Genomic DNA, 18,134 nt, shown 5'->3' with positions numbered 1-18,134 from the left:
AGCGACCAGCGCGCGCGCGCAGCGCCGGCGCGCCAGCGCTCGCGCGAGGGCTGCGAAGGCACGTCGCCCACTTCGACATAGAGCGCCGAGTGCTCGCGTGGGTCGAGCAGCATCTCGAATTCCGCAAGCCGCGCGCTCAGCCTGCGCGGATCGTGCGAGAAGCTGAGCACCACTTCCCGCTGCACCTGGTCCAGTCCCTCGTAGCGGATGGCGACGCTGCGTCCCCCGATCCGGCCGGTCTCCAGGTTGCCGCGTCGGCTGCGCGTCTGGCCGCGCACCTCGAACATGTCGCGGAAATCGGCATCGAAGAGCAGCTGCAGCGGCAGCCGGATGCCGAAGTCGCTGTAGTTCGTCAGGCGCAGCCGCTCGTACAGGCGGCCGTCCCACAGGAACCTGCGGCGCTCGATGTGGATGACGCCCTCCGGCGCGGACACTTCGCCCAGCGGGGGCAGGGGCCGGTTGGTCAGGTTGGCCGTGAACAGCGCGTTGTCCTGCGTCACGGCACTGGACAGCAGCGCGGGATGCGCGCCGTTGATGAGCAGGCGGAACGACGACAGCAGGCGGGTGTCGTTGTGGAACAGCCCGTCGCCTTCGCCCGTCACGTCGCCGACGGCGTCGGCCACGATGAAGGTGTCGCCTTCCTTGAGGACGTACAGCCGCTGTCCGGCGCGTGCCGGCGGTGCCGGCCATACGTCCTGCGAGTCGTCAACCACGGCGGTGGCGCGCTGGGCGCTTTCCTCAGGAGTCATGCAGCCTCGCTTTCCAGCCATGCCTCGCCTTCGACAGAGGCGAGCTGCCTGTACAACCGAACATAGCGGCTCGCCATGGCATCCGCGGTGAAGTGGTTTTCGAAGGCGGCGCGGATCTGCGCGCGCGAGAGCTTGTCCACCGCATGCACGGCCGCCACGGCCTGCGCCATGTCTTCGACGATCCATCCCGTGCGGCCATGCTTGACCACTTCAGGCACCGAGCCGCAGTTCCACGCGATCACCGGCGTGCCGCACGCCATGGCCTCGACCATGACCAGGCCGAAAGGCTCGGGCCAATCGATGGGGAAGAGCAGGGCACGCGCGTTGCCCAGGAACCCGGCCTTCTGGTCGTCGTCGATCTCGCCGATGAAGCTCACCAGCGGATGGTCCAGCATCGGGCGAATGCGCTGCTCGAAGTACTCGCGGTCCACCCGGTCCACCTTGGCCGCAAGACGGATGGGGATGCCGGACGCGATGGCGATCTCGATGGCGCGGTCGGGGCGTTTTTCCGGCGAGATCCGCCCGAGGAATGCCAGGTAGTTGCCGTCGCCGCGCGCGTGGAAGCGATAGCCCTGCGGGCTGATGCCATGGTGGACCGTCTCCAACCAGTTGGCATCCGGCAGGTGGATGCGTTGCCGGTCGGAGATCGACACCAGCGGAAACATCGGCCAGCGCGAATAGGCCTGTCGCAGGTCGGCGATGTCGAGCCGGCCGTGCAAGGTGGTCAGCGTGCGCGACGCCATGGACTCGAAGAGCGGGAAGTGCAGCATGTCGGTGTGGAAGTGCAGCACGTCGAATTCGTCGCCGCGCAGGCGCACCTCGTGGAGCAAGGCCAGGTGGCTGGCCAGGTCGGACACCAGGCCGGTGTTGTCCAGCCTCAGCGGCCGGCTGCGGGCGGCGACCAGGCGGGCCGAGGTCTTCGACTCGCCGGCGGCAAACAGCGTGACCTGGTGCCCCTGCGCAACCAGCGCTTCCGTGAGGTGCGATACCACCCGCTCGGTGCCACCGTACAGACGCGGCGGAACCGCTTCACACAGTGGCGCGATCTGGGCGATCTTCATGGGGGGGCTCCGTTGTAGGACTCGGAAGAATTCAGCTTCGCAGCCCGGTCAATCGAAGTCGATGGCAGCGCGTCGACGCGCCCTGTGGGTGGCCGGCACCACGGGTTGTCGGCACCGCCTGACGGGAGTCGCGAGGAAAAGCCGGGCGAGGGCGGTGCGCCCGCTCGATCAGGCGCACCCCGTGGCTGTCATCCGCTGGCGTGGGCTCCAGCGATCGCCCATGCATCCACCTTCGACTTTGCAAGGCACCTCAGGCGATCGAGCACCTCCTTCGGCCGGCGCCGGTTGCTTCCGAGGGACAGCCGCGCCTTGAATGCGTTGCCGGCAAACAGGTCGGCATGGCCGAAGATGTTGTCTCCGTCCCGGTCCAGTCGGATGCGTATCAGGACGCCTCGGTATCGGATGGGGCGTGTGCTGGCTGCGCTCATGGCGTCCTCCTTACGTCCAGCGTGTGCCAAGCGCACGCTGCAGCCGGTAGCGCCACCCGGCCGCCGCTGCATGCGGCAGGCTCGGCTGCGAGTCGGGGAAGGAGAATCGCGCAAGCTCCTCGCGGCCTTTCTGGGTGATCGCGAGCACCTGAGCGGCGCACGGGCTTCCAGAAAGCGTGAGCGGATCAGAAGGGGCGGGGGTCAAGGCAATCACCAGGCCTGCCGCCCGCAGGAGCTTGATCTGATCGATTTCGGCTGGGGTGTGGAAAGTGGCCGGCAGCCGGGAGCCGGCAAGCTGTTTGAGCATGTCCATGGCCATTGCAGGGTCCTCCTTTTCTCGACGACCAAAGTGGAACGGCGAAAAAATAAGGATTGCGGCGCGGATGTTCAAGCCCCGGGAACGCGTCGAAAAGTAACCGTCTTTTTCGGAAGAAACCGGGTAGAGGCCCCCCGTAAAAAAGGCGGGGCGAGCGGCATCAGCAGCGCGACTCGTGGCGCCGGTGTGCGCTCGCCCCGCCACGGGTGCCGGGGTTCTAACTCACGTCAACGGCGATTCGGCGCGGCTGGGCATGCTGCGCCTTCGGAATGCGCAGCGTCAGCACGCCGTTGGCCAGTTCCGCCGAGATCTTCTCCGTGTCCAGCTCCTTGCTCAGGGTGAAGGAGCGGTGGAAGCGCCCAACGCCCACCTCGGTATGCGTGGACTGCAACCCTTCAGGCAGGGTCAGGCCCACCTGCGCATCGATGGTGAGCGTGTCGGCCTCCACCTGGAGCTGCAGCTTGTCGCGCGAGACGCCCGGCAGGTCCGCATAGAGGGTGATGCCGGCGGCGTCTTCCGTCACGTCGACGGGTGGCGTGAGCGCGGCCTGGTCGTAGCGCTGCCAGTCCTTGGCGCCGTTGCGCTCGGGTTCGTTTCGGGTGCTCAGGTTGTCGGTGGTCATGGCAGTCCTCCTTCAATGCACGGTGATGCGCCGCGGCTGGGCGGCCGCCTGGCGCTGGATGGTGATCTGCACGATGCCGTCGCGGTACTTGGCCTGCACGGCGTCGACATCCGCGTCCTCGGGCAGGGTGATCACCCGGCGGAAAGCCCCTTCGAAGCGCTCGTTGATGTGCACCGCCGCCTTGTTGCCATTGTTGTCGGCGGCGCCGCCCAGCTTGCTCTTTCGCTCTCCGGCGATGGTGAGCACGCCGCGCTCCAGCTGCACGTCCAGCGTCGAAGGGTCAAGGCCCGGTGCGAAGGCATAGATCTCGATCGCGCTGGGCGTGCTTCCGACGTTCAGTGCCGGAAAGCCCGTGCGGCCGAAGCCGCGGATGGTGGGAGACAGATCGAAGGCCTGCTGCATTTCGCGTTGCAGGCGATCCATCTCCGCAAACATGTCGCGAGAAAACAAGGATCGGTACATGGCGAAACCTCCGTGAAAATGAAGATCGAAGCCCGGCCTGCTGCCGGCCTTCGACGTGGAAATAGCGTCGGCTGCGCAGCTTTCAAGACCTGCCGGTTCACGCCGCCAAGTGCGCGAGAATCGCCCGCATGTCGAACATCTATGACTCGCTGACGCGCGCCATCGCCGATCACTGGAAGGCCCACGAAAACCGGTACCCGCAGAAGGTGATCCTGCCTCCGGCGCAGCTGGAGGCGCTGATTGCGCTGCGGCAGACCGGCCTGCGCGGGCTCGGCGGCAAGGACTTGGCCGACGAGACGACGTTCCTGGGTGTGCCGCTCGAGCAGGACCCGGCAACCGCCGGCGTGCTGATCGCCCATGACGGCAGCGAGATTCCCATCGCCGTCCAGTGAACCTCTCGCCGTAGGCTATAATCCACAGCTTGCCTGCGCAGGGCAACGCCGAATCTCACGGCGGCACGTCGGACAAGAGCCACCACGACGAGAAAAACTATAGGTGACTCCTGCATGTGAATGTGCCGTAACGTGGGCCGCGTAAGTGCCCACGACCAAATTCACCAAGCCCGCCCCGAGCGGGCTTTTTCATGTCCGGAAAATGCCGCAGGTGCGGCTGGCCTCTTTCGTGGCGGCCAGGAAGGTCTGCAATCGACGGCTGGCCTCGGCGCGAAGCGTGCACACGGCTTCGATCTCGAGCGCATCGGGCGACCCATCGCCACGTAGCAATTCCATCAACATGCGTTCGGCCTGCAGCGCGCGTTGCGCAGCCGCATACCACTCCTGATGCAGGGCAGAAATTTCAGCGAGCATGAGCCTCTCCTGCGGGTGCGTTTCCGGCCTGGGGAGTCGTCGGCTCTCAAGTGCAAGGCACGAAGTTTGCGCTTTTTCAGGGTGTGTCTCACTGTACGCCAATGCCACAGGAGCCGGTGTAGGCAGTCATGCCAAGCAAGCCGGACCGGGCGGCGCTGTTACGAGTTTTCGGGTGCTGGCGTACCGGATGCTTACCAAAAAGGCTCTCAAGTAACACCGCGGGTCGGTTCAATCGGCGGCACAATATTTCCAGGATAATCGAAATATGGAAGAACATGATGTCGTGCGTTCCCTCTCGGCCCTTGCGCAGTCGGCTCGCCTGCAGGTGTTCCGCGCCCTGGTGATTGCCGGTCCCCGCGGCATGACCCCGGGCGTGATGGCCGAGGGGCTGGGCACGCCGGCCAACACCTTGTCCTTTCATCTCAAGGAGCTGCTGAACGCCGGCCTGGTCACCCAAGAGCGCCAAGGGCGCCATCTGATCTACCGGGCCTCGTTCCAGCACATGAATGCGCTGCTGGGCTACCTCACCGACAACTGCTGCCAGGGTGCCGCCTGCGAGGTTTCGGCGGATGCCTGCAGGTGCTGAATTTTTTCTGAGGCGAAACGCTCCATGACCACCAGCTCCGCCATCGCGGCCTCCTCGCAGACTCGTCCCGCCATCGGCTTCTTCGAGCGCTACCTCACCGCATGGGTCGGCCTGTGCATCGTCGTCGGCATCGCGCTGGGCCAACTGCTTCCGGGCGTCTTCCAGGCTGTGGCGCGCCTGGAGGTGGCCAGGGTCAACCTACCCGTCGGCTTGCTCATCTGGATCATGATCATCCCGATGCTGCTGAAGATCGACTTCGGCGCGCTCGGCCAGGTGCGCTCGCACTGGCGCGGCATCGGCGTGACCCTGTTCGTCAACTGGGCGGTCAAGCCATTCTCCATGGCGCTGCTCGGCTGGATCTTCATCCGGCATGTGTTTGCCGCGCACCTTCCTGCGCAGCAGCTGGACAGCTATGTCGCCGGCCTCATCCTGCTGGCCGCCGCGCCGTGCACGGCCATGGTGTTCGTGTGGAGCCAGCTGTGCAAGGGCGACCCCTATTTCACGCTCTCGCAGGTGGCGTTGAACGACGCCATCATGGTGCTCGCCTTCGCGCCCGTCGTGGCGCTGCTGCTCGGCCTTTCGTCGATCGCCGTTCCGTGGGACACGCTGCTGGTGTCGGTGGGCCTCTACATCGTGGTGCCGGTCATCATCGCGCAGGCCTGGCGCAAGGCGCTGCTGCGCCGTGGCGTGGAGCATTTGCAGACCGTGGTCGGCAGGCTCGGGCCGCTTTCCATCACCGCGCTGCTGCTGACGCTCGTCCTGCTGTTCGCGTTCCAGGGCGAAGCCATCCTGGCGCAGCCGCTCGTCATTGCCTTGCTGGCCGTGCCCATCTTGATCCAGGTGGTCCTGAACGCGGGCCTGGCGTACTGGCTGAACCGGAAGATGGGTGTGGCGCATTGCGTTGCCGGTCCGTCCGCGCTCATCGGCGCCAGCAACTTCTTCGAACTTGCGGTGGCAACGGCCATCAGCCTGTTCGGCTTTCAGTCGGGCGCGGCCCTGGCCACCGTCGTCGGCGTGCTCATCGAAGTGCCGGTGATGCTGGCGGTGGTCGCGGCCGTCAACCGTTCAGCCGGCTGGTACCAGCGCGGCCTGCACTAAAGAACCCCATGACCATCACGATCTATCACAACCCCGCATGCGGCACGTCGCGCAACGTGCTCGCCCTCATCCGCCACGCCGGCCTGGAGCCGACGGTCGTCGAATACCTGAAGGCGCCGCCCTCGAAGGACAAGCTCCGGCAACTGGTGGCGGCCATGGGCATCACGGTGCGCGAGTTGCTGCGCGAGAAGGGCACGCCCTATGCCGAGCTCGGCCTGGGCGACCCCAGGTTCTCCGATGACGAGCTTCTCGATTTCATCGGCCAGCATCCCATCCTCATGAACCGGCCGGTCGTCGAGACGCCGCTTGGCGCGAAGCTGTGCAGGCCTTCCGAAGAAGTTCTCGAACTGCTGCCAGTTGGCAAGCTGCCGCCCTTCACCAAGGAGGGCGGCGAAGCCGTCATCGATACGGGGGCGCGGCGCGGCTGATTCAAACCGTGCCTTGCCCGGCGGGCGCTGGCGAACCAGCGCCTCGAAGGCAGTAGCGCGCGCCGGTGCTACTTCATCGCCTGCTTGGCTGGTGCCGGCTCCCCGGTATAGCTCAGGGAAGGCAGCTCTGCCTTTGCCTTCTCCGGGGTCTCCAGCTCCACCACGATGCGCCCGACCAGCAGGCCGATCGAGGGCGAGGTGCGCAGGTACTTCGTCTCGCCAGCGGCCAGGCTGAAGCTCGCGGACTTTTCCGTCTCGGTCGACGTGGAGGCCGTGTAGTTGCCTGCCGACCGATCCACATAGAAGAACCCGCCAGGCTTAGAGGTGCCGACCACTTCGCCGTTGAGGCGGATGTCCGGCTGCACGGCCGCCCCCACCATGGATGAAGAGCGCAGGAAGTACACGCGGCCCTGGTCCGCCTTCAGGTTGGGCATCGAACTGGCCACCTCGTCGTACTTCGCGCCGGACGCGGCGCACCCTGCCAAGACCGCGACCAGGGTCGCTGCAGTTGCCAGTTTCAGAATTGCTTTCATTGGAGTTCTCCGGTTGTGGAAAGCTGGACAGGCTTGTCCAGTGGTGAATACCGGGCTTCGCCCGGCAGATAGAAGCCCTGGAGGGCGGCATGTCGGTCGACGACGAGATAGGCCTCATGCACCTGGCGGCCTTCGATGCTGAAAACAGAATCCACCGGGCGGTAGACCGCGCCCTGGGGAATGCGCCCCACGAGTCGCCACCGGCTGCCGGCCGCCAGGCTCCGGGAATAGCCGGTCGGCAATGCGAGGTCAGCGGGGGCGCGCAATTGAAGGTTGTTGGACTTGTCCGCCGAGGCCGCGGCAATGGGCGTGAAGTCCACCGGCGCGCTGGCAACCATGGGTGCACACGCGTTCAATGCGCATGCCGCGCAAAGCAAAGTGCCGATGCGCCAGAAATTGATGGGCAACGAGTGCGCCCGCTTCAACTGCCAGATGCCGATATGCACGCTTTTTTCCAATTCCGCTTGCCTGTGTGCGACGCACGATAGCTGCCGAACGGTTTTGTGAAAAACGACGTGTGGCTGTATTGATACAGGTGGTTACATGAAATGGATTATCCGAAAAGCGAAATCTATAGCTCATTTCGGATGGTTTGCTGGCTAACGCTGGGTCGAAACCCGTTGATAGAAAAACCAAAGCAGTACAAGGACATGTGAATATTCACGTTTTTGCGTTCCTCCTATCAGTATTAATAGGTCGCTGTGTGATGGAGTTTGCAAATAATGGTTGCCCAATTGAGGTGAATTGCTGATCGGTGATCCCGGCAATTGCCATGAATCCGAAAGTTTGCTGTCTTCCATCAATGCAGATGTCGAATATCCGCAAGACAAAATAAAAACACGAGCCTGGTTTCCAGGGGGATTCGGCTTGAATCGAAGCGGTGCTCACGACAACCGCGCGATTCGAGCTTTTTTTTGCCCCGTCCGATGACGAAAGGTCATCGCGAATCACTTGTCCAACTGGCCGGCGTAGTTCGTTTGCCCGAACATCCGCGCCGTGTTCGCAAGCCCCGCCGGCCACTTTGCCGGTTGCGCGCTTGCCGGCACATCAACCACGGACAACTGGAAATCCCTGAAGGCATGACGACGATCGACGTTCACACCCACATGTTCACCACGCGCTGGCTGGAGGCGCTCAAGGAAAAGGGCGGCGCCTACAACGTGCAGACCCGTCCCGACGGACAGCGCGAGATCTTCCGCGGCAACACCCCGGTGGTGATTCCGCAGAAGGGCCACTTCGACTGGGACCTGCGCATCGCGCACATGAACCAGGCCAAGGTCGACGTCTCGGTGGTGTCCTTGACCTGCCCGAACGTCTACTGGGGCGGCGAAGAAGTCAGCGTGATGGTGGCCCGCGAAGCCAACGACAACGTGGCCGACGCGCAGACGCAGCACCCCGACCGCATCCGCTGGTTCGCGTCGCTGCCGTGGGAATACCCGCAGCGCGCGGTGGAAGAGCTGGAGCGCGCCTGCGCACGCGGCGCGGTCGGCGTCATGGTGCTGGCCAACGTCTCGGGCAAGAGCCTGACCGACCCGATGTTCGCCCCGATCTGGCAGGCCATCGATGCGCGCAAGCTGCCGGTGCTGGTGCACCCCACCGATCCGCCGGGCGTCGACGCCATGGACATGACCCAGTTCGACCTGAGCTGGTCGGTGGGCTTCATGTTCGACACCACGCTGGCCATCACCCGGATGATCTTCGACGGCTTCTTCGACCGCTACCCGAACCTGAAGATCATCGCCTCGCACGGCGGCGGCACGCTGCCCTACCTGGTGGGACGCTTCGAGAAGGGCGACGAGGTCGAGCTGGCCTCGCGCCGCAAGATGAAGCACAAGCCCATCGACTACCTGCGCCACATCTACTACGACACCATCACCTACAACCTGGGGGCCTTGCGCTACCTGGTGTCGGTGGTGGGCGACGAGCATGTCATGTTCGGCACCGACTGGCCGCACTGGGTGCATGACACCAGCGGCTCCATGGCCAACACGGCCGCGCTGCCGGAGGCGTCGATGCGCGCCATCCGCTCGGGCAACGCACAGCGCATCTTCGCGTTCTGAGCGCAGGTCGCATCGCGCCGATCAGATCAACTACAAGAGGAGACAGACATGATCAACAGACGCCAAGCCATGGTCCTGGGCGGCGCTGCGCTCGCCGCCCCGGCCGCCACCTGGGCGCAGGACAGGACCGTGCGCATCATCGTGGGCTTTCCGCCCGGCGGCTCGGTCGATGTGGTGGCCCGGCTGCTGGCCGACAAGATGCGCGTGTCGCTGCAGCAAAGCGTGATCGTGGACAACAAGCCGGGGGCGGGCGGGCGCCTGGCCCTCGGCGAACTCAAGCGCTCGGCGCCCGACGGCAACACGCTGGTGCTCTCGCCCAGCGGGGCGCTGGTCATCCACCCGTGGCTCTACGAGAACCTGGGCTACGACACGGCCCGCGACTTCACGCCCATCGCCCAGGCGAGCACCTTCGACTTTGCGATCACCGCCGGCCCGGCCGCGCCCGCGGGCGACCTCAAGGCGGTGCTGGCATGGATGAAGGCCAACCCGCAGAAGGCCAACTTCGCCAGCTCGGGCGCCGGCACCGTGCCGCACTTTGCCGGCCTGCTGCTGGCCCAGGCCGCGGGCGTGCCCATGACGCACGTGGCCTACCGCGGCGGCGCGCCGGCTGCGCAGGACCTGATCGCGGGGCAGATCCCGCTGATGGTGGACACCGCGTCCGAGACCATCGAGCACCACAAGGCCGGCAAGGTGCGCATCCTGGCGGTGACGGGGCAGCAGCGCAACCGCTCGCTGCCCGATGTGCCCACGGCGAAGGAGGCGGGCGTCGACTTCACCGCCGACGCCTTCTTCGGCCTGTACGGGCCGGCGCGCATGAGCAGCGAGACCGTGCAGCGCCTGAGCCGCGCAGTGGCCGATGCGATGAAGCAGCCGGACGTGGTGGAGCGCGTGTATGGCCTGGGCCTGGTGCCTGCCTATGCCGGCCCGGCCGAGCTGGCCGCCACGCAGGCGGCCCAGCTGGCGCGATGGGAGGCGCCCATCAAGAGCTCGGGCTTCAAGGCCGAGTGAGCGTGCAGCGGCGCACTGCCGCCGCCGTGCAGCCGCATGGCGTGGCGGCGCCCGCGGCCCGAAGGGGCGGCGGGGTGGTCCACTACCATCCGAGCATGCGAATCCAGCAGCTCCGAGACCTCCAGGCGGTGGTGTCCCATGGGGGATACCGGGCCGCCGCGCGCGCCCTCAACGTCTCGCAGGCGGGGTTGACGCGAAGCCTGGCCAAGCTGGAGGAAGAGTACGGCGTGGCCCTGCTGCAGCGCGCCCACCAGGGCATCGCGCTCAGCCCGGAGGGCGAGGAATTCATGTCCTACGCGCGGGCCGTGCTGCACGAGGCCGACCGGGCCGAAGCCTGGCTGCTCAAGACGCGGCGCCCGGCCATCAAGCAGGTCAAGGTGGGGGTGTCGGTCGAGCCCTCGCTGCAACTGGTGCCTGCCGTGCTGAAGGACTTCCGCCAGGCCTTTCCGAAGACGACGGTGCATCTCACGCAGCGCTCGTCCGGCGAACTGGTGGCGGCCGTGCTCGACAACCGGCTGGACTTCGCGGTGATGCGGCTGCCGCAGAACCTGGGGACGGACGACCTGCAGGTCCAGCCCCTGTACTCGAGCCGGGCCGCCATCATGGCGCGCGAAGGCCATCCGCTGCGCGGCGCCACGGCAGTGAGCCAGCTCGCCGCCTGCCACTGGATCGTGGTGGGCGACCCGACGCGCCCGGGGCAGCAGGACGAGAGCATCCAGGAGCTTTTCCTGCAGCACCGGCTGCGCGAGCCGACCTTTGCCGCGGTCTCCGACTCGATCTTCGGCGCCATCTCGATGCTGCTGGATTCCGATTGCGTGGCGCGGCTGCCGGCGCAGCTTCTGACGCATCCGATGACGGTGGGCAAGCTCGTCGAGATCGAGGTGGCGGAGCAGGCCGGGCTGGTTCACCAGATCGGCATCGTCTCGAAGTCGATGCGGCTGCTGTCGCCCGAGGCCGGCCAGCTCGCGGCCATGCTGCGTTCCTTCGCGCGCCTGTCCGCAACGCTGACGCGGATCGCCTGAGCGCCGGGCGCTCTCAGGCGCACTGGACCGTGCGGCCGCGGCTGTTGCCGATCCAGGCCAGCCCCAGCCCGCCCGCGGCCAGCGCCGCACCCACCAGCGGCACCGCGGCATAGCCCAGCCCCTGGCTGATGACGGCGCCGCCCAGGGCCGCGCCCAGTGCGTTGCCGAGGTTGAAGGCGCCGACGTTGACCGACGACGCCAGTCCGGGCGCCTGGGCGGCCGCCTGCATGACGCGCATCTGCACCGGCGGCACCACGCCGAAGGCGGCAGCACCCCACACCACCATGGCGATGGCGGCGCCCACATGGCTGGTCAGCGCCAGGGGCAGCAGCGCCATGACGATGGCGAGCGCGGCAAGGATGAGCCGGGTCGCGCCTTCCAGCGACCAGTCCGCCAGCCGGCCGCCCAGGCTGTTGCCCAGCGTGAAGCCGACGCCGATCAGCACCAGCGCGAAGGCGATGAAGTTCGGGCTGGCCTGGGTGAGCTCGGCCAGCACCGGCGCCACATAGGTGTAGAGCGCGAACATCGCGCCGGCGCCCAGCACCGTCGTGCCCATGGCCAGCAGCACCTCGGGTCGGGTGAGCACGGCCAGTTCGCGGCGCACGTTGGGGCGCGTGCCGGGCTCGCCCTTGGGCAAGGCCAGCCACAGCGCGGCAATGGTCAGCAGGCCCAGCGCGGCCGTGCCCGCAAAGGCCAGGCGCCAGCCCACCTGCTGGCCGATCCAGGTGGCCGCCGGCACGCCGCCGATGTTGGCCACCGTCAGGCCCATGAACATGGCCGCGATGGCGCTGGCCTGCTTGTCCTTGGGCACCACGCTCGCGGCCACCACGGCGCCGATGCCGAAGAAGGCCCCGTGGTTGAGGCTGGTGACCAGGCGCGACGCGAGCAGCGTGACGTAGTTCGGCGCCATGGCCGACAGCAGGTTGCCGATGGTGAAGAGGACCATCAGCGACATCAGCGCGGCGCGTTTGCCGAAGCGGCTGAACAGCAGCGTCATTACCGGCGCGCCGAGCATGACGCCCACGGCATAGGCGGTGACCAGCATGCCGGCGGTGGGAATGCCCACCTGCACGCCGTCGGCGATCACGGGCAGCAGGCCCATGGGCGTGAACTCGGTGGTGCCGATGGCGAAGGCGCCGATGGCAAGCGCAAAGAGCGCGACCTTGGGGTTGACTTTCATGATGGCGATTCCTTGGTCAGTCCCACACCGGCGCCAGGCCGGCTGGGCTGACCTCGCGGCCGTTGCGCTCGAGCGCGGCGATCTGCGCCATGTCGTCGGCATCGAGCCTCAGCTCGCGGGCGAGCAGGTTGCTGGCCAGGTTCTCGCGCTTGGTGGACGACGGGATCACCGCGTAGCCCAGTTGCAGCGCCCAGGCCAGCGCCACCTGGGCGACGGTGGCCTGGTGCTTGGCGGCGATGCGCGTCAGCACCGGGTCCTGCAGGACCTTGCCGTAGGCCAGCGTCATGTACGAGGTCACGGCAATGCCTTGCTCCTTCAGGTAGGCGGTGAGCTTTGGGTTTTGCAGGTAGGGGCTCAGCTCGATCTGGTTGGTGGCGATCTCGCCCGGGCCGACCGCGGCAATGGCTTGCTTCGTCAGCTCGATGTTGAAGTTGGAGATGCCGATCTGCCGCGTCAGCCCCAGCGCCTTGGCTTCGGCCAGGGCGGCCATGTATTCCGCGAGTTGGACGCCGTTGCCCGGCGCCGGCCAGTGGATGAGCGTCAGGTCCACGTACTCGGTGCGCAGCTTCTGCAGGCTCTCGCGCAGGCTGGCCACCAGCTTCGGCTTGGCGTAGTTCTCGGTCCATATCTTGGTGGTGATGAACAGATCGGCGCGCGGCACGCCGCTCTGGGCGATGGCGGTGCCGACCTCGGCCTCGTTGCCGTAGATCTGCGCGGTGTCGACGGCGCGATAGCCCACGTCGAGGGCGTTGCGCACCGAGTCGATGACGGTCTGGCCGGTCAGGCGAAAGGTGCCGACGCCGAAGGAAGGGATGCTCATGAAAAATGCTCCTGAGGTCTTGCAGAGTTTTGCGATGGGCCTCAGTGTGCGCGGTTTATATTTGCGGATTAAGCCGTATATCGGTCAAATGCTTTTGACTCCAGATCAAATATGAAGACGACGCTCGACGAGCTGCAAGCCTTCGTGGCGGTGGTGGACAGCGGGTCGATCACCGCCGCGGCGGACCGGCTCGGGCTCACCATCTCGGCCGCCAGCCGCACGCTGGGCCGCCTGGAAGAAAAGCTGCAGACCACGTTGCTGCGCCGGACCACGCGCCGGCTGGAACTCACCGAAGAGGGCCAGACCTTTCTGCAGCACGCCCGCGCCATCCTCGCCTCGGTCGACGCGGCCGAGGAGCAGATGGCGGCGCGACGCATGCAGCCGGTGGGGCGCCTGCGGGTCGACGCGGCAACGCCCTTCATGCTGCATGTGATCGTGCCCTTGCTGGCGGGCTTTCGCGCGCGCTATCCGGGCGTGGAGCTGGAATTGAATTCGAACGAGGGCATCGTCGACCTGATCGAAAAGCGCACCGACGTGGCCTTTCGCATCGGGGCGCTGAAGGACTCGACCCTGCACGCACGCCCCGTGGGCACCAGCCGCGTGCGCGTGCTGGCCAGCCCCGCCTACCTCAAGCGCCACGGCACGCCCACCCGGCCGGCCCAGCTCGGGCAGCACACGCTGCTGGGGTTCACCCAGCCCGAGTCGCTCAACGACTGGCCGCTGCGCGATGCCGACGGCAACACCGTGCGCATCCAGCCGGCCATTGCCTCGTCCAGCGGCGAAACCCTGCGGCAGATGGCGCTGGCCGGCCTCGGGGTGGTGTGCCTCTCGGACTTCATGACACGCGAGGACCGCCGTACCGGCAAGCTGGTGCCGCTGTTTGTGCGGCAGACGCTCGATGTGCGCCAGTCGATCAGCGCGGTCTACTACCGCAACACCGCGCTGGCTTCGCGCATCGCCTGCTTCGTGGAGTACGTGACCGGCGCGCTGGGCCAGCGGCCGTTCGACGAGTAGCCGCGCGCAGTCGTTGTGCCTATTGCGCGAGGGCAGATGAAGGGGCGGAAGCTCGCCGAACGATGCGCACCTTCGCGCCGTCCGCACCAGCGGCCCGCGCCCGCAACTGCCCGCAGCCGCCATCCACATCCTGCCCCGCCGAATAGCGCAGCTTGGTGAGGATGCCGCGGCGGTGCAGTTCACGGGCCATCGCCTTGCAGCGCTCCAGCGAAGGCCGGCTGAAGCCCGCGCCTTCGACTTCGTTGAAGGGGATCAGGTTCAGCACGCCCCATTTGCCCGTCAGCAGCCGCACGATGCCTTCGATTTCCTCGGGCCCGTCGTTCACGCCTTGCAGCAGCGTCCACTGGTACTGGATCGGGTAGCCGCTGGCCCGTGCGTAGCGCTCGCATTCGTCCACCAGCTCTTCGGGTGACAGATCGGGCGCGCGCGGCAGCAGCGTCTTGCGCAGGTCGGTGCGGGTCGTGTGCAGCGACAGTGCCAGCGCCGGCTTCACCGCACCTTGCGCCAGGCGGGCGAAGGCGCGCGGATCGCCCACGGTGGAGAACACCAGGTTCTTGTGGCCGATGTTGCCGGCCGTGCCCAGCAGCTCGATGGCCTCCATGACGTTGTCCAGGTTGTGCGAGGGCTCGCCCATGCCCATGAACACCACCTTGCGCACCGGCCGGCGCGCGCGGGCCAGCGCCACCTGGGCAATGATCTCGGCGCTGCCCACCTGCCGCAGCAGGCCGCTGCGGCCCGTCATGCAGAACTGGCAGCCGACGGCGCAGCCCACCTGCGAGGACACGCACAGGCCTTCGCGCGGCAGCAGCACGCTTTCCACCGTCTGGCCGTCCGCCAGCGCCACCAGCAGGCGCTCGGAGCCGTCTTCGCCCGCTTCCACCACCTGGATGCGGGCCAGGCTGGCAAGGTCCGCCTCGATGGCGGGCAGGGCCGCCAGCAGCGAGGCTGGAAAGAACTTCTCGGGTGGGCGCTTGGCCGTGTTGCCGGGCTGCGCGCGCAGCCAGGTTCGCAGGATGCGGTGCTCGTGGCTGGGGCCAGCGCCGGCTTGGCGCAGGCGCTGCTTCAGGTCGTGGATGCGCATGCGTGGAGGGGCAGGGGAACAGCGTGCTGGGCGGGGGAGGAACAGCGATTGTGCCCGGCGGGCCATACGCCTGTCCCGCGGTCGGCTGCTCCCGTCACCCGGGCGGCAGGTGCCCGCGGGCCTTGGCGAAATCCTCCGGAGCGGCCAGCGCGAACACCGCACGCTCGACGGCCTTGTGCTCCATCACGCGCTCCTCCAGTTCGTGCAGGATGCGGGCCAGCTCGGTCTGGGGCGGATCGCCCGCCACGATCACCCGCGCCGCCACCACCAGCCGGTCCGGCCCCACGAATTCGGCGAAGAAATAGGTCACGCGCTCGACCTGCGGATGCTGCTCGATGGCGCGCACCGCCATCTCGCGCCGCTCGTCGGGCAGCGGCACGCCGGCCAGGAAGCGCCGGTTGAGGTTGATGAGCATGAGCCCCGCACCGCCCATCAGCACCCCGATCAGGATCGAGCCCAGCGCGTCGTAGCGCACTTCGCCGGTGATCTGGTGCAAGGCCATGCCCGCGGCGGCGATCACGATGCCGATCAGCGCGATGAAGTCGCCGGTGACCACCGCGCGCAGCTGCGAATCCGAGGTGTCGAGCACATGCTTGAAGATGCCCAGGTCGCGCTCGGCCGCGCGCTCGCGCACGAAGCGCACCGCGCGCACGAAGGACAGGCACTGGAACACCAGCGAGAACAGCAGCACGGCGTAGCCCACCTGGTACTGCGGCGGCGGCTCGATCACGTACCACTGGGTGATGCCGCGCCAGATGGCCACCTGCGCACCGACCACGCACATCACGATCGAGCCGAACAGCGACCACACGAAGGATTCGCGCCCGTAGCCCAGCGGATGCGCGTCGTCGGACGGGCGGCGCGCGGCCAGGTAGCCGGCCACGAGAAAGATTTCCGACGCCGTGCCGATCCACGAGTGCACCGCTTCGGCCGCCATGGCGGCCGAGCCGGTGATGACGGCCGCCGCGGTCTTGAACACCGCCATCACCGCCCCGCCGGCCAGGGCCAGCGCAACGGCGGTGCGCAAGCGCTCGGCCTGTGCCTGCGGATGCAGCCGGCGGTGCAGGCGGGTGAACTCCCTCATGGCACGGGCGTGCCCTTCATGCAGATGTCCGGTTGGCGGTGTGGCGCGGCCATGACCTCGTATTTAGCCACGAGCGCGCGAACAAGGCGACGGCGATGCACAAGCGCTTGCGCGGGCGTCCTACGCGGCCAGCGCCTGGCCGGGGCCAGCCTCTCGAGGAAACGCGAAGTCAAAGGCACGGCCATGGCACGAGAGCGCACCGGGCAGGGCATCCACATCGGCATTTCCGGCTGGCGCTATGCGCCCTGGCGCGGCCGCTTCTACCCCAAGGGCCTGCCGCAATACCACGAGCTCGCTTATGCGGCGGGCATGCTGCCCAGCATCGAGCTCAACGGCTCGTTCTATTCGCTGCAGCGGCCCAGTGCCTACCAGGAATGGAGCGCGCAGACGCCCGACGACTTCATCTTTGCCGTGAAGGGCTCACGCTACATCACGCACATGCGGCGGCTCCAGGACGTGCGGGTGGCGCTCGCCAACTTCCTGGCCTCTGGCGTGCTGGCGCTGGGCGACAAGCTCGGGCCCTTTCTGTGGCAGCTGCCGCCCAGCATGCGATTCGACGCGCAGCGAATCGAGAGTTTTCTCGAGCTGCTGCCGCACACGGCCCGCGCGGCCGCGGCGCTGGCGCGCGAACACGATGCGCGCGTCGACGGCCGCGCCTGGCTGAAGGCTCCGCGCAACCTGCGGCTGCGCCATGCGATGGAGGTGCGGCATGCCAGCTTCGTCGACCCCGCCTTCATCGCGCTGCTGCGCCGACACGACGTGGCGCTGGTGGTGGCCGACACGGCCGGCCGCTGGCCGCTTCTGGAAGACCTGACCGCCGATTTCGTCTACCTGCGCCTGCATGGGGACAAGAAGCTCTATGCCAGCGGCTATGGCGACGAGGCCCTGGACCGGTGGGCCGAGCGCATCCGCGCCTGGCGCCAGGGCCGGCAGGTGAAGGATGCCCGGCTGGCGTCCGAGGTGGCGGCGCCGCGCGGCCGGCGCGACGTGTTCTGCTACTTCGACAACGACGTGAAGGTGGATGCCCCGTTCGACGCAGCCCGCCTGGCGCAGCGCCTGAAGGTGCGCACCGGGTTCGGTTGAACCCGTGGGCAGCGGGTGGCGGAGCACTAAACTGCCTGCCTCTGTCCATGCCTTCGAAAAAGCCCCCCACGCAGTACCAGCCCCCCATGCTCCCGCCGGGACTCATGGTGGTGCACGGCAACCATCCCGAAGCCCTGCGCGACCTGCTGCTGGCCTGGCTGCAGCGCCACCCGCTCGCGCCGCTGGAAGACGAGCATGTGCTGGTGCAGAGCAACGGCGTGGCGCAGTGGATCCGCCTCTCGCTCGCGAAGGACGTGGAGCAGGGCGGGGCGGGCATCGCCGCGGCGCTGCAGACCGAGCTGCCTTCGGCCTTCCTGTGGCGCGCCTACCGCGCCGTGCTGGGCGACGATGCGGTGCCCGCCACCTCGCCCTTCGACAAGTCGCTGCTCGTGTGGCGGCTGATGCGCCTGCTGCCGCAACTGCTGGCCGAGCCGGTGTTCGCGCCGCTCTCGCGCTTCCTGGAAGACGACGGCGACCTGCGCAAGCGCCACCAGCTGGCTGAGCGCCTGGCCGACCTGTTCGACCAGTACCAGGTCTACCGCGCCGACTGGCTGGCCGCATGGAGCGATGGGCGCGACCAGATCCTCACCAGCCGCGGCGGCCTGCAGGCCGTGCCGCCGGAACTGTGCTGGCAGCCCCGCCTGTGGCGCGCGCTGCAGAAAGACGTCGGCCCGGCGCTGGCCGGCAGCAGCC

The 18,134-nt window shown here is 67.4% G+C and carries 23 protein-coding genes; 10 read left to right on the top strand and 13 right to left on the bottom strand.

Features of this window, described 5'->3' with window-relative positions; all coding sequences use genetic code 11:
• From VSO01S_RS22290 to VSO01S_RS22265, 6 genes are all read right to left on the bottom strand, one after another.
• Nucleotides 1–749: glycogen debranching N-terminal domain-containing protein (locus tag VSO01S_RS22290; protein ID WP_281179853.1), on the bottom strand; the 749-nt coding region annotated here is incomplete at its 3' end.
• A complete protein-coding gene (locus tag VSO01S_RS22285; protein WP_068644989.1) occupies nt 746–1,810 on the bottom strand; it encodes a glycosyltransferase family 4 protein in 1,065 nt (354 codons plus the stop codon). The genes VSO01S_RS22285 and VSO01S_RS22290, both read right to left, overlap by 4 nt.
• Before the next feature lie 188 nt (nt 1,811–1,998).
• A complete protein-coding gene (locus tag VSO01S_RS22280; RefSeq protein WP_068644988.1) occupies nt 1,999–2,238 on the bottom strand; it encodes a hypothetical protein in 240 nt (79 codons plus the stop codon).
• 10 nt (nt 2,239–2,248) lie between these two features.
• A complete protein-coding gene (locus VSO01S_RS22275) occupies nt 2,249–2,557 on the bottom strand; it encodes a hypothetical protein (RefSeq protein ID WP_068644987.1) in 309 nt (102 codons plus the stop codon).
• A gap of 214 nt (nt 2,558–2,771) precedes the next feature.
• On the bottom strand, nt 2,772–3,176 hold the full coding sequence (locus tag VSO01S_RS22270) for an Hsp20/alpha crystallin family protein (RefSeq protein WP_068644986.1): 405 nt from the start codon (nt 3,174–3,176) through the stop codon (nt 2,772–2,774).
• A 12-nt stretch (nt 3,177–3,188) separates the two neighbouring features.
• Nucleotides 3,189–3,638, bottom strand: coding sequence for an Hsp20/alpha crystallin family protein (locus VSO01S_RS22265; RefSeq protein ID WP_068644985.1), 450 nt, complete (start codon nt 3,636–3,638; stop codon nt 3,189–3,191).
• A 128-nt stretch (nt 3,639–3,766) separates the two neighbouring features.
• Between VSO01S_RS22265 and VSO01S_RS22260 the strand changes: the two genes are divergently transcribed.
• Nucleotides 3,767–4,030, top strand: coding sequence for a hypothetical protein (locus tag VSO01S_RS22260; RefSeq protein ID WP_068644984.1), 264 nt, complete (start codon nt 3,767–3,769; stop codon nt 4,028–4,030).
• A gap of 189 nt (nt 4,031–4,219) precedes the next feature.
• Here VSO01S_RS22260 and VSO01S_RS22255 read toward each other — a convergent pair whose 3' ends face one another.
• Nucleotides 4,220–4,444, bottom strand: coding sequence for a hypothetical protein (locus tag VSO01S_RS22255; protein WP_068644983.1), 225 nt, complete (start codon nt 4,442–4,444; stop codon nt 4,220–4,222).
• A 265-nt stretch (nt 4,445–4,709) separates the two neighbouring features.
• On the opposite strand from VSO01S_RS22255, the gene VSO01S_RS22250 reads away from it, so the two are divergent.
• The 3 genes from VSO01S_RS22250 to arsC are packed head-to-tail and all read left to right on the top strand — an operon-like array spanning nt 4,710 to nt 6,556.
• Nucleotides 4,710–5,030, top strand: coding sequence for an ArsR/SmtB family transcription factor (locus VSO01S_RS22250; protein ID WP_068644982.1), 321 nt, complete (start codon nt 4,710–4,712; stop codon nt 5,028–5,030).
• Nucleotides 5,031–5,054: 24 nt separating this feature from the next.
• Nucleotides 5,055–6,128: an ACR3 family arsenite efflux transporter gene (gene arsB / locus VSO01S_RS22245; RefSeq protein ID WP_068644981.1), complete on the top strand. Its 1,074-nt coding sequence runs from the start codon at nt 5,055–5,057 to the stop codon at nt 6,126–6,128.
• Nucleotides 6,129–6,136: 8 nt separating this feature from the next.
• Nucleotides 6,137–6,556 carry an arsenate reductase (glutaredoxin) gene (gene arsC / locus VSO01S_RS22240; RefSeq protein ID WP_068644980.1) on the top strand — a complete coding sequence of 140 codons (420 nt, stop codon included), beginning with the start codon at nt 6,137–6,139 and terminating at the stop codon, nt 6,554–6,556.
• A gap of 68 nt (nt 6,557–6,624) precedes the next feature.
• Here the strand turns inward: arsC and VSO01S_RS22235 are convergent, their stop codons facing one another.
• Together VSO01S_RS22235 and VSO01S_RS22230 are read right to left on the bottom strand one after the other, a co-directional pair.
• Nucleotides 6,625–7,089, bottom strand: coding sequence for a DUF2846 domain-containing protein (locus tag VSO01S_RS22235; protein WP_068644979.1), 465 nt, complete (start codon nt 7,087–7,089; stop codon nt 6,625–6,627).
• Nucleotides 7,086–7,535, bottom strand: a complete 450-nt coding sequence (locus tag VSO01S_RS22230; RefSeq protein WP_306301717.1) for a hypothetical protein — start codon at nt 7,533–7,535, stop codon at nt 7,086–7,088. The genes VSO01S_RS22235 and VSO01S_RS22230 overlap by 4 nt, the downstream gene beginning before the upstream one ends.
• A 633-nt stretch (nt 7,536–8,168) precedes the next feature.
• Here VSO01S_RS22230 and VSO01S_RS22225 point away from each other — a divergent pair.
• The 3 genes from VSO01S_RS22225 to VSO01S_RS22215 are packed head-to-tail and all read left to right on the top strand — an operon-like array spanning nt 8,169 to nt 11,179.
• Entirely contained in the window at nt 8,169–9,149 is a 981-nt protein-coding gene (locus VSO01S_RS22225) for an amidohydrolase family protein (RefSeq protein WP_068644978.1), read from the top strand.
• Between the two features lie 48 nt (nt 9,150–9,197).
• Complete coding sequence (locus tag VSO01S_RS22220; protein ID WP_068644977.1) at nt 9,198–10,157, top strand: Bug family tripartite tricarboxylate transporter substrate binding protein; 960 nt, start codon at nt 9,198–9,200, stop codon at nt 10,155–10,157.
• A 2-nt stretch (nt 10,158–10,159) separates the two neighbouring features.
• Nucleotides 10,160–11,179 carry a LysR family transcriptional regulator gene (locus tag VSO01S_RS22215; RefSeq protein ID WP_161944468.1) on the top strand — a complete coding sequence of 340 codons (1,020 nt, stop codon included), beginning with the start codon at nt 10,160–10,162 and terminating at the stop codon, nt 11,177–11,179.
• A gap of 13 nt (nt 11,180–11,192) precedes the next feature.
• On the opposite strand, the gene VSO01S_RS22210 is transcribed toward VSO01S_RS22215, so the two are convergent.
• Together VSO01S_RS22210 and dkgB are read right to left on the bottom strand one after the other, a co-directional pair.
• Complete coding sequence (locus tag VSO01S_RS22210) at nt 11,193–12,359, bottom strand: MFS transporter (RefSeq protein ID WP_068644975.1); 1,167 nt, start codon at nt 12,357–12,359, stop codon at nt 11,193–11,195.
• A 16-nt stretch (nt 12,360–12,375) separates the two neighbouring features.
• Nucleotides 12,376–13,179 carry a 2,5-didehydrogluconate reductase DkgB gene (dkgB, locus tag VSO01S_RS22205; RefSeq protein ID WP_068644974.1) on the bottom strand — a complete coding sequence of 268 codons (804 nt, stop codon included), beginning with the start codon at nt 13,177–13,179 and terminating at the stop codon, nt 12,376–12,378.
• A 111-nt stretch (nt 13,180–13,290) separates the two neighbouring features.
• Between dkgB and VSO01S_RS22200 the strand changes: the two genes are divergently transcribed.
• A complete protein-coding gene (locus VSO01S_RS22200) occupies nt 13,291–14,193 on the top strand; it encodes a LysR family transcriptional regulator (RefSeq protein ID WP_068644973.1) in 903 nt (300 codons plus the stop codon).
• A 19-nt stretch (nt 14,194–14,212) separates the two neighbouring features.
• Here the strand turns inward: VSO01S_RS22200 and VSO01S_RS22195 are convergent, their stop codons facing one another.
• The gene (locus VSO01S_RS22195; RefSeq protein ID WP_068644972.1) at nt 14,213–15,274 is read right to left on the bottom strand and encodes an RNA methyltransferase; all 1,062 of its coding nucleotides are present in this window, start codon (nt 15,272–15,274) and stop codon (nt 14,213–14,215) included.
• A 94-nt stretch (nt 15,275–15,368) separates the two neighbouring features.
• On the bottom strand, nt 15,369–16,358 hold the full coding sequence (locus tag VSO01S_RS22190; RefSeq protein ID WP_068644971.1) for a cation diffusion facilitator family transporter: 990 nt from the start codon (nt 16,356–16,358) through the stop codon (nt 15,369–15,371).
• A 183-nt stretch (nt 16,359–16,541) separates the two neighbouring features.
• On the opposite strand from VSO01S_RS22190, the gene VSO01S_RS22185 reads away from it, so the two are divergent.
• Both VSO01S_RS22185 and VSO01S_RS22180 read left to right on the top strand, forming a co-directional pair.
• On the top strand, nt 16,542–17,441 hold the full coding sequence (locus tag VSO01S_RS22185) for a DUF72 domain-containing protein (protein WP_068644970.1): 900 nt from the start codon (nt 16,542–16,544) through the stop codon (nt 17,439–17,441).
• 86 nt (nt 17,442–17,527) lie between these two features.
• The coding region (locus VSO01S_RS22180; RefSeq protein ID WP_161944467.1) for an exodeoxyribonuclease V subunit gamma at nt 17,528–18,134 on the top strand (607 nt) is incomplete at its 3' end.

This window comes from Variovorax soli NBRC 106424, assembly GCF_001591385.1.
GTDB classification, from domain to species: domain Bacteria; phylum Pseudomonadota; class Gammaproteobacteria; order Burkholderiales; family Burkholderiaceae_C; genus Variovorax; species Variovorax soli.
The sequence above is the reverse complement of the archived record's forward strand: the minus strand, read 5'-3'. Positions and strand labels throughout refer to the sequence as shown.